Genomic DNA, 16441 nt, shown 5'->3' with positions numbered 1-16441 from the left:
GGGTCGTCGGTCGCTCGAGTCGCTCGGCCATGCCCACAGGGATCGGCGCGACGGCGGCGCAGCGGGACGTCCGGGGAGTGGTGATGCCCGGATGGGCGTCGCGGCCGGTGGGCGGTGTGTGGGGACTCTCCGGGGTCGTGGAGGTGGTGTTGCCCGTTCGACGTCGTCGGTTCGCGTTCCTGCCGTTTCAGGGTGTGGGTGTGAGGAGGCCCTTGTCGACGCGTTCGTGCCAGGTGTCGAGGAGGAACTCGGCAACGGTCACGGTGGCGTTGAGCGCGAGGCGCGGGTGGCGGGCGAGCGCGGGGCTGGGTGTGGTGCGGCCGTGGCCCAGGCCGAGTTGGTTGCGAAGTTCGGCGAGGGAGTTGACCGTCTGCGCGAGGGTGCCCAGGACTTTGTGGGACGCCTCGCTGCCCTTCGCGCTCGCGGGGACGGATTCGGCTTTGAGGGCCGGCAGCGCGGCGACCTGTGTATAGAGCTTGGGGATGTTGTCGTTCTTGGTGTATTCGACCGTGCTCTTGTCGAGGATCATCTTGAGCAGGCTCTCGACGAGTTCCTTGCACGAGGCGATCGCCGCGGCGGGGTCGCGTTCGATCCCGTCGCGGATCCGGCCGAGGTGCTCGTGCAGGACCACGGGGTCGGTCAGCAGCGGGCGGGTGTCGAGTTTGAGTTCGGGCAGTCCGCCGTGGAACGAGGTGCGGCGGCGGGCCCTGTACACGGGTCGGCCGCTGATCGCGCCGTCGGGGACCTGAGGTCACGGACGCCCGTCCGGTCGCGTGCGGCGACCCCTCCACGCGAGCCGACGAATCCCGCAAAAGACAACCTGTCGGCGTCGGTCAGTTGGTGAGTCAGACCCGGCGGAGGAGCCACCACACATCCTCACTGTCAGTCGTTCACCGCACCGATGCAGACGATGTACCGGACCCGCGCCAAGGCGCCGGTGAGCCCCCACAAGCCTTCCGATCATCGATCGGTGCCATGTATCGAGGCGAGCGAACAGAGCCCTTGACAGTCCACCGCAGCGGCACCGCACACCGGAGACAGCCCGACCTTCACCCCCGCAACGCGTCCGCCCGGCGGAACATTCGAGCAAGGCCGGCCCGCATCGCCCACACTGCGGTGCGTCGGCTTGACGGTCTTCCTCGGCTCGTTGCGCGCACGGGGGTCTCGTCCGGCGCGGCTCGACGGTGTTGCGTCGTGATCGGAATGCGGCGGTCGATGTGTCGTGTGCACGAGCGGCCCACCGCGTCCTCCCCCGCTGGCTGTGCGAGCGGCAGGAGCCGGGGGGTCGAGGCCCGGTGATCGCCGCTCGTTTCTCGTTGAACGCTGAACACGCGACGGGCTGCTCAAGGAATCCTTGTCAAGGAAACTTTGGGCATCGTAGCGTGGCGGAATGACCACCCCAGGCGAGAAGGCATCCCCGTCCCCGGCAAGCCCTCTCGGCGGCGACCACCCCGCCGCGCGGATCATCACACGCCACCACGAGGCGATCGAACGCGATGTGGAGCGGGCGCTGGACACGAACGCCGAGCCGTACCTGGCGATCACCCACGTCGTCGGCCGATCCATCGTCGCTGCGCTGGCCGGCGACCCGAACCGCTTGGCCGTCGAGGACGTCGCCGACGCCCTCGAGGCGGTGCCCGCCGCGCGCAACTGGTGGGAGCACTGCGAGGCCGAACTGCTGCGCGCCGCACGCACCCCCACCGCCGACGGCAAGCCGCGGATGACCTGGCGCGAGATCGGCGAGCGCCTCGGCATCACCGAACAAGGCGCCCAGGACCTCTACCGCCGCCGCATCGGCAAAAGCTCTCCCTCCAAACTCCGGAGCCCGTGGCCCGTGGGCCCCGGCGACGCCCCCACCGCACCCAATCACCAGGACACACGGGCCTGAGGTCACCCACCCCCGACACGGACACCCGGCTCGCCCCACGCGGAGACCCCGATGCCCAACCCCAACGCCCCCATCGCACGCCGACCCGCCCGCAACACCACTCCGACGCTGCGCCCCCACCAACGCGACGCCCTGACCGCCGTCGTCCGCGAACTGGAGAACCCGGACCCCACAGCAGTGGGCAGCGCCCGATACAGCGGACGCCGCGCCACCGCGGTCATGGCCTGCGGCACCGGCAAGACCTGGGTCGCCGCCGCAACCGCCACAACCCTCGCCGCGCACGACCGCGTCCTGGTCCTCGTGCCGGGCCGCGACCTCCTCGTCCAGACCGTCCGGGCGTGGCAGCGGGCCGGGCGCGTGGGCGGGACGCAGGTGGCGGTGTGTTCCTTCGGCGGCGACGCGGCGTTGGGCGGCGCCGGGGTGCGGGCGACCACCAGCGCCCCGCAACTCGCCCTGTGGGCCCGGGCCGACGGGCCGTTGACGGTGTACGCCACCTACCAGTCGCTGGGCACGATCCTGGACGCCCACACGGGCGTGTACGGGCTGCGCCTTGCACCGTGGAGGCTCGTGTGTATCGACGAGGGACACCGCACCAGCGGATCGCTCGCGAAAGAGTGGGGAGCCGTCCACGACGACCGACGCCTCCCCGCCCAGGGGCGGTTGTACCTCACCGCGACCCCACGCGTGTGGGAACCACCCGCCAACAGCACCTACAGCGAAGGCACCGGCGAGGGCGAAGCCGAACGGCCCTCGGTCCTCGCCGACGACGAGGCATGGGACAACCCGGAGGCGGCGGGCCCGGGTGGGCTCGACAACCTTGCCCAGGACGAAGCCGGCCGGGACAACGAAGGTGACGAGGACGACGAGGGCGGCGCCGGGCCGATCCGAGTGCGCGGTGGACGTCCGATCCACTCGCCACTGCCGCTCCACGCCGTCGCATCCATGGAGAACGAGGAAATCTTCGGCCCCACCGTCCACCGCCTGGAACTCGCGGCCGGCGTGCGCCTGGGCCTGCTCGCCAAGCCTCGGATCGTGGTGGTCGACGTCGCCGACCCCACCGTCCAGAACCTGGCCGAGGCCGGCGGCCTCGACCTCAACCGCGGCCCGGGCCGGCGCACTCTCGAGGAGGTCGAGGAGTACCGGGCCGCACGCCTGGCCGCCCTGCAGACCGCCGTACTGCGAGTCGCCGCCGACCAGGAGTTGAACACCGTCATCGCCTATCACGCGCGGACGGCGGAGGCCCAGGCGTGCGCGGAGACCCTGCCCGACGTCGCGAAGCGACTGCACGAAACGGACCCGCAGCGGTATCCGGCGGCGGTGTGGGCGAACTGGCTGTGCTGCGAACACGAGACCGAGCACCGGCGGCGGGTGCTGGGCGAATTCGCCGCGCACACCGACCGCGAACCCGCCCCACTCTTCGAGCCCACCGGACGCGACGAGCCCGCCCGGCGGTGGTCCCTGGACCGGCAACGCATACTCACGACGGTACGACTGCACACCGAAAGCGGCGGAAGCCTCGACGAGCTCGTGCCCGGACACACCATCGGCGGCGAGGACATCGGAGCCTGGCTGGAACGGCAACGGCGCGGCGGGACGGGCCTGACGCTGGCACAGCGGGAGGCCCTGGCCGGGGTCGGCGTCGAAGTGGCCGAGGTCCCGGCGCAGCGCGCGGCTTCAGTGGACCGGTGGGCGCTGACCCTGGCCGCGGCGGCGGCGTTCCGTGAGCGGGAGGGGCATTTGACCGTGCCGCGCAAACACGTCGAGACCGTCGAGGCGGGCGGTGAGGCACACCGGGTGAAGTTGGGTGTGGCGATCGCCAACGCACGCCAACGACAGGCTTCCTGGGCGCGGGAGCGCGTCGATGCCCTCACCGCACTCGGGATGCGGTGGGTGTAGGGGGAGGGTGTCCCGCCAGGGTTGGTGAGTTCTCGGAGGTGGCCTGCTGGCTGAGAGCCCCTGGCGGCATCCTCGACCAAAGAAGTCGATTCAGATGGTGGGGTAGGAGCGACCGCCGGCGCCTATACGTGGGACCATCCGGCTGTGTTGGAGTACGACTCATAGCTGTAGCGGGTGCGGCGGTCCCAGTCGTCGCCGGTGAGGTGCTTGTACGCGTTGTCGGGTACGTAGAGCAGGGCCTCGGCCCAGACGAGGTCGCTCGCGTACGGCATGAACCGCTGTGGGGCTCGAAGTACGCTCTCGTACTCCTCACGGCCGGCTGCGACGACCGCCGCTCGGGTGTAGAGGAACTGATCGCCCGACAGGCCATCTCCGTATTCCTCCCGGTCCAGCCTGTACAGGACCCAGGAGAGCTGCTCGGCGAAGCCGACCACATCAGATACAGGGGCGTTCACCAGGCGGGCTGTCAGGGCAGCAGCGAGCTTATGGCCCCCGGGGTCGGGGACAGAGGGGTTGCACGCTTCGATGAGCTGCCAGAAGGCGTTTTCGTCCATGTCGGAGAGCATGGCGCGTGGGTATGACAAGCCAGGTAGTCAGGTGGTTGCCTCGGCCAATCGTCGGTAGCCGATGAGGGTTGCGGCTATGCCGACGAAGGCGAGGAAGGGCTCGGCCTTGCGAAGGGTGGTCGGGTGTCCTTCGCGGGGTCCACACATACTCGCCTCGTGGCGTGCCGTGCGGGCTGTGCCTCGCGCAGGTCGACGAGGAAAGGCTCCGGCCGCGGCAACGCGCGGCCGGAGCCCTTCTCGTTCGTCGCGCGGACGACCCGGCGGAGGGGAACACCGGTCGCCCGTGGACGGGTTCAGGTCGACACGCCGCGCCGGACCCGGTCCGCGATGCTCTCGATCTGTTGGTCGAACAACAGGTTCATGGTCGCCAGGAGTTGCGGGTCGATGTCCGGGCGCAGCAGGCCCGGGACCAGGTCGTTGAGGCCGACGTGGTGGCCGCTGGTGTGGAGGCCTTCGAGGCGTTCGAGGACGAAGGCGTTCAGGTTGGTGTTCAGGGTGCGGTTGATCGGTGCCAGTGCGGGGTTCGGCGGGCCTTGGAGGAGTGGTTCGAGGCGGCGGTACATCGCGCGGTGTTCCTCGTCGGGGCGGGCTGCGGCCTCTTGGGTCATCACGGCCCGGCAGGTGACGCCATCGTCGTTGGTGGTTGCTTGTGTGCGCCTGGTCATTGACCGTGATCGCGTACGGTCCGCAGGTGTTGCGCCTTGGAACCTCGTCGACCTGTTGGGGTGCGGGGCTACGGAATTGACGGGCGTCCCCGGGCTGGGTTTCGGGGTCGCTGGAGCGAGCGCAAACGCCACCTTCTGCGACCTGATGGTTCGCACCGGCAGGCGCGTTTCCGAGCAGGCCCACGTGGTCGAGTGGGAGGCTCCCACAGGCCCCGGCAGGTTCTGGCTGCCGGGCACGATCGCGAAGGGGCAGTCGGCCGGCTGGATCTACGTTCCGGCGTCGGTCCGGCGTGACCTGACGGACTACGCCTTGCACGACCGCGCCGCGGTGGTCGAGCAGGCGCGAGCGAACGGCCGCTATGACAAGGTCCGCCGTCCGTTGATTGTGGAAGGCCGCGCCAGGGCGGACACCGCCCGCTACACGACGGGGGCTGTGGCTCCGCCAAAATCGGATGGCGCCATCACAACGGAAGTGACGCTCATGGGGCAGAGCCTGGGGGTCTGCGGTGCTGGGAGCCCCGTGAACCTGTCGTGTCATCGTCGTCGCGGTGTCGTTGTGGAACCGACCTGCGGACGCCACCGGGGGCCCGCGTGGCGGGCGAGGGCCTGGGTGAGCTCAAAATGCTGTTGCTCGGTCAGCGGCCCGAGGACACACAGGGGGACACGGCTCCACCGTTGGCCGGGAACCGTCCCGGCGTAGAACCAGCCTGCCGGACGCAGCGGGGTGACGTTGCTGTCGACGAAGGAGACGTGCAGTGCGGGGTACGAGTAGGGCACAGAGGTGGAGATGACGGTCTCCACGGTGACGGTCTTGGCCTGTTCCCAGGTGACGGTGCGGCTGAAGACGTCGGTGGTGACGATGCCGTCGGGGCCGACATGGAGTGACCAGGGCGCTCGCCCCGGGAGCGCGTTCCGGTGGCGCCTGTTGCGGCGTGTGCTCGTCACCAACGCGAAGGGCATCGCGCACGCCGATATCGCTGCCACAATCGCCAGGACGAGGAGCACGTCCCAGGGGTTGTCCTCCTTGCTTGGGGTCTTGGCGATGCCGTCCGTGGCGATCCAGACGCCGATACTGGTCGCCGCGACCGCCAGGAGGATCAGGAGGTAGAGCGCGAGCACGGGCGTGCGTACGCGGGCCGAGGCGTAGTCGGTGATCGGTTCCCGGCCGGTCCAGGAGATGTCGAAGGCACCGTCCCGAGTCGGCCGGCGTTCGATGCGTGGTGGGGGTGTGCGCCGCGACGGCGTGGCGGTGACGGCGGTTGCGGTCCGGGTGTCGGAGGCGGCGAGAGCGGTCCGGAGCCGGTCCAGGTGTTCGTGGACCTCCTCCGCGGTCCGGGGGCGCCGGCCGGGGTCGCGTTCCAGGAGTGCGGCGACCAGGTCCGTCAGCGCGGGCGGCAGGCCCACGCAGAGCGTGTCCAGGCGTGGGGCGTCCTCGGTGAGCTTCAGTTGCATGATCGCGAAGCTGGTGGGGCCGATGAACGGCGGTCGGCCGGCGAGCAGGGCGAACAGCACGCTGCCGAGGGCGTACAGGTCGGATCGGGCGTCCCCGCGTTCGGTGAGGAACTGCTCGGGCGCGCCGTACTGCGGGGTGCCCGCGGGGGCGAGCTGGGAGGAGGCCGCGAGGGTGAAGGCGGTCTGGAGGAACCCGGCGATGCCGAAGTCGACGACCTTGACCCCACCGTCGGGGGTGATCATCACGTTGTGCGGCTTGATGTCGTAGTGGACGACCCCGGCCCGGTGCGCGGCGACCAGCGCCGCACAGACCTCCTGCGCGATGGCGAGCGCGCGGGCCGGATCAATCGGTTCCCCGTCGCGGACGTGCTCGGCGAGATTGGCGCCCTCGACCCGCTCCATCACCAGGAACCACAGGTCCTCGTGGATCCCCCGGTCGTACAGGGCGACCACGTTCGGATGGTTGATCTGGGCGGCGGCCACCGCCTCGCGCTCGAACCGGCGCGGCAGATCCGCGTGTACCGCCGCGTCCAGGACCAGCATCTTGACCGCCACGTCCCGGTGCAGCACGCGGTCTCGCCCGGCCCACACCTCGCCCATGCCACCCCGGCCGAGCCGTTTCAGCAACTCGTAACGTCCCGCCACCAGTTCCCCGCGTTCCACCCGCCACCCCCGATGACAACGGCAATGTCGGGCAACAGGCTACGGCCGACCGGTCAACCACAAGGAGACCTCACGACACATCCGGTCCGAGGCCACGGCAGCGGGCCTCAGGGATCGGTCGACCCGCCCGCTGGCGTCACGAAATTGAGATACGCGCCACAGCCAGTTTCACAAAGGCGCAACAGAGCAGCATCATCCACCCGCATGGCCCCGCCCCCGGGGCCATAAGACCCCGTGGCGCCTGTCTTCCAGGACTCGGATCGATCAGACGGTCAGCGGTCAACCACAAACCCTGTCCACAAGAATTCCCGGATCACCCACATAAGGGGCACCTCCCAAGATCAACGGACCGGGAACAGTACTCCGCCCCTGCGACAAGCGGAAGGGGTCGGCGGTGTTTCACCGGTCGGGACCGACCCGAGGTGGCGGGGCGCGGGTGGCGTCGGTGCTACGGCCGAGACGGATGCGGGATCAGGACCTTCAGGTCCCGGGTGGCCCGCTCCGCCAGGGCGGTTCGGAAACGCGTCCGCGAGACGCGTGGATACCGGTCCGATCATGACCGGCAATCCATCGAGCAGCGCAAGTACCCGCTGCCGGAGGTTGAACGACAGGACGAGTACCTGCTCCTGAACCTGCCGGAGGGAGGCGTGGGTCAGGGCCCTGCCTGGGTTCCGTGAACGAACGGGATCTTGATGTAATGCCCGGGCGGATGCCGAGCGCCGGCAAGCGCACGGCTTGGCGGGCGGACGGGGCTGGTGAGCAGTGGTGGGGTCGGAGCCGCATGACGCGGTGACGGGGTCGGCGCTTTTGGACTGGGAGCTCGTGCCGCTGGAGAGCGTCGGGCCGCTGTGCTTCGGCATGCGTATCGCCGAGGTCGCGGCGGCGCTGCCGGGCATGATCGAGTTGCGTCGGTTCCGGGCGGACCCGTTCGAAGAGATCATCGGTGTGGAGTTCGGCACGCCGAATGCAGAACCCGCTGTGTACGCCTACCTCATCGACGGCGGATTGTTCTGTGTCGGCGTCGACGCCGTCCGCGGCCCCCAGGTGAAGCTCTGGGGACGTGAACTGACCGGCTGCATGCCCGCCGATCTGCAGCAGTTCCTCCACCATGCCCACGACTGCGAGGTGATCCAGGTTTCCTACGGGCCGCGGGGAAACCCCGGATCCAACGGACTGGGCCTGGTGCTGCGCGTGCAGGAGGCAACCAGCCGCATGCTGACGCGACCGGTCATGGTGGGAGAAGCCTGGGCCGAGCGCTGCACCGACGACTGGGAAGGCGCGATCCCGGAGTGTGAATGGGCAGGCTATCTGTGGCCCTGGTCGGACGAAACCGAATGGCGACACGGCCCCACCGAGCACTGGGGCGACTGGCAACCCCCGTTCTGACTTGGCCCTGGTTCTGCGGGACCCAGGCCGGGTGCTCAGGAACGGCCTTCGGTCCAGCGTCGGCACGAACAGTTCGGCGACGGCGACGACAGCGGATGATCACGCCGGGCGGACGCGTGCCGCGTCGCGGCGTGCTCGACCTGTGGGACCGATTCCACCAGGCGTAGTACGGGACGCCGTCCTCGGAGGAGTCGTAGCAAACGGGCGAACCCGGGTTCACGCTCAGCCGATCCGTCAAGGTGGGCCGCGAGTTCCGCGTCGCGGTGGATGCCTCCGCCGCACGCGCGGAACGCGTTCTCGAACTGCCGGCGCGAGAAGGTCAGGTCCCCGATGGTGTGGTAGTCCCAGTCACGGTGGCTGTTGCGGAATCCCGTCCACGTCACGGTGCCGGCCGTGAGTACGATCCTCGCCATCAACGCCCCGCAGTCGTAGACGCCGCACGAGCATCCCAAGAGCATCGTCTCGCCGCCTTCGGCGAGATCCGGGACGTAATCCGATTCCTTGCCGAGCAGATGTTCCAGAGACAGTTCGGCATGTGTGTAGTTCCCGGCACGCCAACCGGGGGAGCCGGAGCCGGGTCAGGTTTCCGGGAGGGTCAGGTCGGCCGCGGTTCGGGTGAGGTGTGTGGTCAGGACCTCGGCCGCGGTGTCGGCGTCGCGGGCCAGGGCCGCCTCCTCCAGTCGGCGGTGTTCGTCGATGCCGTCGCGGTCGGGGTTGCGGTGGGCCGACCAGCGGCGGGCCAACTCGCTTGCGGTCCACATGCGATCGAACGTCTCCAGCAGGACCGGATTGCCGCAACCCTCCAGCAGCGTGCGGTGAAAGACCCGGTGTGCCTCGGCCCAGGCGCTGCTGTAGTACTCGCCCTCCTCGGTGTCGTACGGCACCGTGCGGGCCAGCCGGTGGTGCGCCGCCCGTACGCGTGCCTCCCAGTCGACGTCGCCGCGCTCGACGGACATGCGCAGCACGACCGGCTCCACGACCCGGCGCGCCTCGGCGATCTCCTGCCAGCGCCGATCCGAGAAGGCCGGCACGGCGAACCCTCGATTGGGCAGCCGGTCGGCCAGTCCCTCACCGACTAGCCGCACCAGCGCCTCGCGGACGACGGCCAGGCTCACGCCCTGCGCCCGCGCGAGGTCCTGCGGCTTGAGCGCGTCACCGGGGGCATGTACGCCACGCATGATCGCGTCCCGCAGGCGGGCGTGCACCTGCTCGGAAAGCATCTGCTTCGCCGGGGCGGACGAGGCGGGGAACGTCTGAGTCACGCCGCTCACTATAGACGATCCTCCAGATAATCGATTATCCGTGTTATTGTCGATCCATGAGCACCGACAACCCCTTCACCCGCCTCCCCGCCGAGGCTGCCCCGTTCACCGTGACCAGCACCTCCGTCGCCGACGGCGCTCCCTGGGCGCCCGCGCAGCTCTCCGGCATGTTCGGCATCCCGGGCGGCAGGGACCTCTCCCCGCACCTCGCCTGGAGCGGAGCGCCGGAAGGCACCAGGAGCTACGCCGTCACGATCCACGACCCCGACGCCCCCACCGGATCCGGTTTCTGGCACTGGGCGGTCGCCGACATCCCCGCCGGCGTCACCGAACTCCCCGAGGGCGCGGGCGACTGCACCGGCTCGGGCCTGCCCGAAGGCGCCTTCCAGCTGCCCAACGACGCCCGTGCGGCCCGCTTCATCGGCGCCGCCCCGCCGGCCGGGCACGGTCGGCACCGCTACCTCGTGGTCGTACACGCCCTCGACGTCGAGTCCATCGGCGTCCCCGTCGACGGCACCCCCGCCCAGCTCGGCTTCACCATGTCCACCCACACTCTCGGCCGGGCGACCCTGACCGCCACGGCGCGAACTCCGGGCGAGGGCGAGGAGATAGACCCGGTCGAGGTCGTCGAACGCGTCGAGGTCTCCCGCCTCGTCCCCGCCTCCGCCGAAGCCGTCTTCGCGGTCCTGACCGACCCGCAGGGCCACGTGGACATCGACGCGTCGGGAATGCTCCTCGACGCCGAGGGCGGACCGGTGGAACGCCCCGGCGACCGCTTCGTGGTCCACATGGACCGGGAAGCCCTCGGGGACTTCCCCCTGGGCAAGTACGACGTCGAGGTCGTGATCACCAAGCTCGTCCCGAACGAGGAGATCGCCTGGACCGTCGAGGGCCGCATCCGACCGCACGTCCGCCACGTGTACGGCTACCGGTTGGAGCCGGCCGAGAGCGGCACCCTCGTGACGTCCTACTACGACTGGTCGGGGCTCGCCGAGGAGTGGAAGCGGCGCCTCACCTTCCCGGTGGTCCCAGAGTCGGCGCTCAAGGCCACCCTCGGAATCCTCGAACGTACCGTCCGCCGGCGAGCCGCGGCCTGACCGTTCGACCGCCTGACCGACCACCCCGGCGCGCCCGAGGCGCCGGAGGCGTCCGAGCGACGCAAGGTCGCGCGCGACCGCGACAGGCCCATTCCCCGTGTCCGCCTGGAACACCTGTCCACCGACGAGCGGTTCCCGCTCCGCGACCCGGGTTCTCTGGCGGTTCCTCGGGGGCCGACTCTGCCGACCGCCGCACCCGACGATCGTCGTCCTCCACACCCGTCATGCATCGCCGCCCCATGAATCGATTCCAGGGGGCGGATTCAATGCATTCGAGCGGGCGTGGATTTGGCCCGGTCGCTCCGTACCGGGGCCGTTTCGGAGGGACCTCGTACCGACCGTCGAGGCCTCAGGGTTTCCCGATCGGGTAGAAGGCGAAGTGTGCCGTGCCGGACACCGGCTTGACGCCGTTGTAGTTGTCGCCGCGATGGACGGGCAGGGCCGCCGTGGCGTGGTCTCCTTCGTCGAACGCCGAGGCCCCGGTCGAGTCCTCCAACCTGATCTGTCCGGGGGACGAGCCGACGAGGAAGCCGTCGGTCGTGGCGGGGGTGGCCGAGATGTTGGCGGCGGCGTTCCTCACGATCGGTTCGCCCAGGATCTTCACCGGGCCTCTTCTCGCGTCCAGTGTGTCGTCGCTTTGCAGGGCGCCGGTCACCACCAGAGTGCCCGCGGTGATCCGCGGGTTCGCGCCGGTGGCCGTGATCGCTCCCGTGCTGGTCAGGCTCTGCGCGCTGACCAGGGCGCCGACGGTCACCGCCCGGTCGACCGTGCAGGTCTTCTCGGTCCTCACCGCTTCCGCCACGTTGAGCGTTCCCGTGCAGGTCACCGAGAGCCCGGTCAGTGTCAGGGCGGGGGTGCCGATCAGTGAGTCCGCCCGCAGCCCGGGCAGGACGGGTTCGTCCACCGCGACGGTGACCGAGTCGTAGCGGTCCACGCCGCCCGCGCTGGTCTTGACGACGAATGTCTCGTCGCGGTCCAACTGGGCGATTCGGTGCGGGAACGTGACCCGGATTGTCACACATCGAGGCGAACGCACTGGGCCGGGCACGGATACGTGGTACCGGCCCATCGGACCCGGATCCGTCGATGAAACGCCGAGGGCCGGCATGAGGGAAGTGCCGCCGGAGCCGTGCTGCGCTCAGCGGCTGTTGGGCGGGGTCATGCGGGCGCGGAGCAGATCGGGTGTTCCGGCAGCGCCCGCGTTGCGCTTGAAGGCCACGATGACTCCACCCCCCGTAGTGCCACGGCCCGGCACCCTCGGCGAGACGCTACCAGTGCTCCGATCGTTGTCCGACGCGTCGAGGCACTCGAACTCGCCTGCCCGCTCGGCCCCGTTGGTGGCCCCGTGTGCCCGCCCGTCGCTCCGAGAACACGGGGGCGCCGCACGGGCGTTGCCCCACGCGGAATCCCCGGCCGGCGAGGCGTCGCCGGTCAGTCCTGGGGGTCGAACCGCTCCAGGAGACGGTCGCGTTGTTGAATACCGAGGCCGCGCACACGGCGGCTCTCGGAGATCTCCAACTCGCCGAGGAGCCTCGCGGCCCGCGCCTTGCCGATGGCGGGAAGGGATTCGAGCAGGGCACGGACCGGCATCCTGCGCACGGCGTCGGAGTCGGCGGCCAACACCTCGCCCAGCGACAACCGGCCGCGCTTGAGCGCCTCCCTCACCTCGGCCCGCTCCCTCCGCACGGCGGCGGCCTTCGCGAGCGCGGCCCGGCGCTCCTCGGTGGTCAGCGGCGGCACGGTCATCAGGGTGCTCTCCTCGCATCGCTCCCGGATCGGTCCCCAGTGTCGCGTGGAACAGCGCGCCGGTGTCCGGGCACGGGGTGGACGCGTCCCAGCGGTCGCGGCGGTTCCGGGGCTTCGAGGAGCGACAGCGCCCGGGCGAGCGTGGCGTAGCAGTGGAAGTCGGTCAGCGGCACAAGGAGGCTGAACGGGTGAACCGCCTCGATCCGCCCGTCGCGCGGGTGTCCCGACGCCCAGGCTGAGGAGGCCCGACATGCGGACCGGCACTCCGCACTCTTCGACAGGGGATCGACATGCGCTTTCGTTTCGCGGCCACCTTGGCCTGCCTGACCATGACCATCGCACTGACCGGCGGCGGCGCCGGCGCGCGGGCGTCGACGGATCGGGAAGAGGCCCTCGACGCCCCCCGCCAGAAAATCGAATCGACCGGGGTACTGGCCCTGCACTGTCAGAGGGGCTACTTCTGCGCCTACATCCACGCCAACTACAGCGGGGAGCTCCTGAAGTCCCAGGCCGGCCGCGGTTCGCGAGTGGACGTGGGTGGTGGGACGTCGTCGGGCTCCAACAACACGGCCAACGAATGGGTGGGGGTGAACGACCTCTGCTGTGGTGTTCCCGACGACGACGTCTTCAAGTGGGCCCCCTACACGGAGGCGAACGTCAATTCCTCGGCCAACGACAAGATCAACTACTTCCGTGTGAGGTAGTCGTCACACCGACGGGGGTGCCGCATTCCCGGCACCCCCGTTCCCGACGGGAAGACGGACGATGTCAAGATTCACCCTCGTGGGCACGGCCCTGTCGCTGGTGCTGGCCATCGGATCCTCCGCCTGCGGGCGGCATTCGGAGACAGCCGTCGTCGCGGATCACCTCCGGCAGCTCGTGGACCGGCCCGCCGTGCTCGACGAGGCCGAGAACCGGTTGACCGCGCGGTGCATGAACCAGGCGGGGATGACCTATCCGCAGGTGCCGGCCCCGCACGACGACCGGCCGATGGTCGGGCTGCTCAGGGCCGCGGCGCCACTTCGCGCCGAGACCGTACGGGAACACGGCTATCCCGACAGGTGGATGACCCGTGATCGAATCCCGGAAAAGGGTCCCGTCGAGACACACGCCGATTCCCTGCCCCCCGATGTCAGAGAGCGGTTCCATCACCTGCTCGGCGGCGAGGGCGGCAACGACGTCCGGGTCGCGCTGCCCGGGAATTTCGAGGTGGCCGCCTCCTCCTCGGGCTGTGTGGGCGGCGCCCGGCGGCAACTCTACGGGTCGGTGGAAAACTACCTGACCGTGTACTACCTCCCCGAGTTGGTGCAGCGCCGGGCCTCCGCGGCCGACGAGGACCCCGACGTGCGCCTCGCCTACGCGGCGTTCGCACGATGCATGGCCGGCGAGGGGTACCGGACGGCGACCCCGGCCGCCGCCGTCGCCCTGGCCACGACGTACTATCCCGGTGGGCGCCAACGCGCCGGGGCCGACGAGAAGAAGCTCGCCCTCGCGGACGCGGGATGCCAAACCGAGGCGCGACTGCGCGAGCGGCTCGCCGCCGCGGTCGACCGCCTCGCGCGACGCTGGCTGGCCGACAACGAAGCCGCCGTGTCCAAAGCCCATGGACTGTTGCGGGCCGCCCTCGTCGAGGCGAAAACAGCCGTGAACCGCCGGTGACCCACGTCCCGCACTCGCCTCCACCGAAGGCGAACCCGTGGTGCCGTGGGGCTCGTACACACATCGCGGCCCCGCCGCGGGCCCCCCGGATCCTCGCCCGGGCGGCTTCCCCACCACACGGAGCCAGCCCCGGAACGCGCACGCGGGTCGCGAACTGCGCGAACGTCTCGTGTAGTTGCGGCCCGCCGTCGACACCGGGCGGCCGAGTCGGGACTCGCGGGCGCCGGGCGGGGTGGTCGAACCGGTGCCGGCCGTCCGCACAGCGCGATGCTGGACGTGTCCCTGAACACCGTCAAACGGTACGCGCGTATACGCCCGTACTTCGCGGGTCGTTGATTCGTATGGTGTGACCGGTCTGGGGGTGTCCCGGGCGGGGGGTGTGGCGTTGGGTGGGGTGTGTCGATGACTTCCCGGTCCCCGCGGCCACGGTCTCAGCGTCAGCGCCTTGAAGTGGTGGTGACGTCCGTGGTGGAGAAGCGTCTGGGCGCTCTGCCTGTCGCTGCCGAGTTTCTGCGCCGTCTGGACGTGGCCGGGATCGTCGACGGGCTGTGCCCGGGCGGCGCGAGCGCACACCTGACCCACGGGCAGGTCATCGAGGCGATGGTGGCCAACCGGCTGACGTCGCCCGCACCGCTGGTGCGGGTCGGGGACTGGGCGCGGACCTGGGCGGTGGAGGAGGTCTTCGGCATTGAGCCGGACCTGCTCAACGACGACCGCCTGGCCCGGGCGCTGGACGCGATCGCGCCGAAGCTGGAGCAGATCGCTGGCACGGTCGGCGCGCGGGCGATCGCCGAGTTCGGCTTCGACGTGTCCCGGTTTCATTGGGACATAACCAGCATGTCTGTCTACGGCGCCTACCCCGAGGAGGACCAGGACGAGCAGTACCCGGTCATCAAGTACGGGCATCCCAAGGACCGGCGGGTGGACCTCAAGCAGGTCCAGGCCGGGCTGGCGGTGTCCGCCGACGGCGGCATCCCCGTCCATACCCGAGTCTTCGGCGGCGGTGCGGCCGAGGTCTCCCAGGTCGTCGGGGCGATGAAAGACCTGCGGGTCATGGCCGGCGAGCAGAAGTTCTTGATGGTCGCGGACTCCAAGCTGGTGTCCTACTCGAACATAGCGGCCCTGCTGCAGGCCGACGTGCCGTTCATCGCCCCGGTCCCGGCCGCGCAGGTCAAGGACGAGGTCTACGCGGCCTTGGACCTGGAGCAGGCGGCCGTCGTGGACTGGGTACCCGACCGGGACGCGGGCAAGGACCCCGACCGGCGGGAGGTCTACCGGGTGCTGGAGGACGTCCACACCCTGGCCGGGCCCCGCAAGCGCGACCCGGTCCTCACCGTGCGGCGCATCCTGGTCCACTCCACCGGAAACGCAGCCGGCCAGCAGGCCGCCCGCGCCAAGCGCCTCGCCAAGGCGGCCGAGGAGATGGACAAGCTCGCCCGCGCGGCGGGTGGCCGACACTACAAAACCAGCGACAAGGTCGCCGCCCGCGCCGGGGTGATCGCCGCGAAACGCCGCGTCGCCTCCTGCCTGCGCTGGCACGTCGAGCAGGACGAGTCCGGCTCCCCGTCGCTGAGCTGGCACTTCGACCAGGAGGTGCTCGACGCCGAGGCCCAGGTCGACGGCTGGTACGCACTGATCACACCACTGACCGCCGAGCAGGCCGCCCCGCAGGACGTCCTGATCCAGTACAAGGGCCAGGGTGCGGTCGAGCGCCGGTACCACGATTTCAAGTCGCCCCGGTGTTCGTGCAGCACAATCACCGCGTCGCCGCCCTGATCCAGGTGATCTGCCTGGCCCTGCTGGTGTTCTGCCTGATCGAGCGTCAGGTGAGGCGGGCGCTGGGCCCCGAGCAGACGATGACCGGCCTCTACCCGGACAACCGCCGGGTCCGGCCCACCGGCCGGATGATCCTCTACCACCTCGGCGAGCTGACGCTGCGGATCGGTAACGTGACCGACCCGCCCACCGTCCAGATCACCCGCGGCGTCCAACTCCACCTCCTCGAGCTCCTCGGCATCGAAGTCACACGAACCCGCTGGCCACAGACCTGTGACTGAGCGCTTTGCTTGGCCGGTTCGGCCGACTGAGGCGTCAATCCACGGGCAGGTGATCACAGCTTCGGACGCTGTCGCTGCGGCCTGACGGCGTGGCGTCACGCGGT

The 16441-nt window shown here is 70.1% G+C and carries 16 protein-coding genes; 8 read left to right on the top strand and 8 right to left on the bottom strand.

The genetic code is table 11. From position 1 onward, the window contains the following. Positions 1-187: 187 nt before the first annotated feature. Positions 188-715, bottom strand: coding sequence for an abortive infection family protein (locus OG928_RS46200; protein WP_331768014.1), 528 nt, complete (start codon positions 713-715; stop codon positions 188-190). 675 nt (positions 716-1390) lie between these two features. On the opposite strand from OG928_RS46200, the gene OG928_RS46195 reads away from it, so the two are divergent. Next, the gene (locus OG928_RS46195; protein ID WP_331768013.1) at positions 1391-1888 is read left to right on the top strand and encodes a hypothetical protein; all 498 of its coding nucleotides are present in this window, start codon (positions 1391-1393) and stop codon (positions 1886-1888) included. A gap of 51 nt (positions 1889-1939) precedes the next feature. Beyond that, the gene (locus OG928_RS46190) at positions 1940-3784 is read left to right on the top strand and encodes a DEAD/DEAH box helicase family protein (protein ID WP_331768012.1); all 1845 of its coding nucleotides are present in this window, start codon (positions 1940-1942) and stop codon (positions 3782-3784) included. A gap of 122 nt (positions 3785-3906) precedes the next feature. On the opposite strand, the gene OG928_RS46185 is transcribed toward OG928_RS46190, so the two are convergent. From OG928_RS46185 to OG928_RS46175, 3 genes are all read right to left on the bottom strand, one after another. Then, a complete protein-coding gene (locus OG928_RS46185) occupies positions 3907-4338 on the bottom strand; it encodes a DUF4240 domain-containing protein (RefSeq protein WP_331768011.1) in 432 nt (143 codons plus the stop codon). 305 nt (positions 4339-4643) lie between these two features. Continuing rightward, positions 4644-5015, bottom strand: coding sequence for a hypothetical protein (locus tag OG928_RS46180; RefSeq protein WP_331768010.1), 372 nt, complete (start codon positions 5013-5015; stop codon positions 4644-4646). 534 nt (positions 5016-5549) lie between these two features. Beyond that, positions 5550-7130 carry a serine/threonine-protein kinase gene (locus tag OG928_RS46175; protein ID WP_331768009.1) on the bottom strand — a complete coding sequence of 527 codons (1581 nt, stop codon included), beginning with the start codon at positions 7128-7130 and terminating at the stop codon, positions 5550-5552. An 807-nt stretch (positions 7131-7937) separates the two neighbouring features. Between OG928_RS46175 and OG928_RS46170 the strand changes: the two genes are divergently transcribed. Next, a complete protein-coding gene (locus tag OG928_RS46170) occupies positions 7938-8516 on the top strand; it encodes a hypothetical protein (RefSeq protein WP_406291981.1) in 579 nt (192 codons plus the stop codon). A 35-nt stretch (positions 8517-8551) separates the two neighbouring features. Here OG928_RS46170 and OG928_RS46165 read toward each other — a convergent pair whose 3' ends face one another. Continuing rightward, the gene (locus OG928_RS46165) at positions 8552-8929 is read right to left on the bottom strand and encodes a hypothetical protein (RefSeq protein WP_406291979.1); all 378 of its coding nucleotides are present in this window, start codon (positions 8927-8929) and stop codon (positions 8552-8554) included. Between the two features lie 165 nt (positions 8930-9094). Further along, positions 9095-9736, bottom strand: a complete 642-nt coding sequence (locus tag OG928_RS46160) for a GntR family transcriptional regulator (protein ID WP_406292140.1) — start codon at positions 9734-9736, stop codon at positions 9095-9097. Between the two features lie 98 nt (positions 9737-9834). Between OG928_RS46160 and OG928_RS46155 the strand changes: the two genes are divergently transcribed. Further along, positions 9835-10875, top strand: coding sequence for a YbhB/YbcL family Raf kinase inhibitor-like protein (locus OG928_RS46155; RefSeq protein WP_331768006.1), 1041 nt, complete (start codon positions 9835-9837; stop codon positions 10873-10875). A gap of 349 nt (positions 10876-11224) precedes the next feature. Here OG928_RS46155 and OG928_RS46150 read toward each other — a convergent pair whose 3' ends face one another. Together OG928_RS46150 and mihF are read right to left on the bottom strand one after the other, a co-directional pair. Next, positions 11225-11893, bottom strand: a complete 669-nt coding sequence (locus tag OG928_RS46150; RefSeq protein ID WP_331768005.1) for a hypothetical protein — start codon at positions 11891-11893, stop codon at positions 11225-11227. A gap of 413 nt (positions 11894-12306) precedes the next feature. Continuing rightward, positions 12307-12621, bottom strand: a complete 315-nt coding sequence (mihF, locus tag OG928_RS46145) for an integration host factor, actinobacterial type (RefSeq protein ID WP_331768004.1) — start codon at positions 12619-12621, stop codon at positions 12307-12309. A gap of 290 nt (positions 12622-12911) precedes the next feature. Between mihF and OG928_RS46140 the strand changes: the two genes are divergently transcribed. The 4 genes from OG928_RS46140 (at position 12912) to OG928_RS46125 (ending at position 16337) form a co-directional block, all read left to right on the top strand. Continuing rightward, positions 12912-13325 carry a peptidase inhibitor family I36 protein gene (locus OG928_RS46140; RefSeq protein ID WP_331768003.1) on the top strand — a complete coding sequence of 138 codons (414 nt, stop codon included), beginning with the start codon at positions 12912-12914 and terminating at the stop codon, positions 13323-13325. 61 nt (positions 13326-13386) lie between these two features. Next, positions 13387-14280 (top strand): hypothetical protein, encoded by an 894-nt coding sequence (locus OG928_RS46135; protein ID WP_331768002.1) that lies wholly within the window; start codon positions 13387-13389, stop codon positions 14278-14280. 465 nt (positions 14281-14745) lie between these two features. Beyond that, positions 14746-16056, top strand: coding sequence for an IS1634 family transposase (locus OG928_RS46130; protein ID WP_331768001.1), 1311 nt, complete (start codon positions 14746-14748; stop codon positions 16054-16056). Beyond that, entirely contained in the window at positions 16020-16337 is a 318-nt protein-coding gene (locus OG928_RS46125) for a hypothetical protein (protein WP_331768000.1), read from the top strand. Before OG928_RS46130 ends, OG928_RS46125 begins: the two co-directional genes overlap by 37 nt. Positions 16338-16441 lie beyond the last annotated feature (104 nt).

The organism is Embleya sp. NBC_00896 (genome assembly GCF_045207785.1).
Classification (GTDB): domain Bacteria; phylum Actinomycetota; class Actinomycetes; order Streptomycetales; family Streptomycetaceae; genus Embleya.
This window is presented reverse-complemented; position numbering and strand designations above follow the sequence as displayed.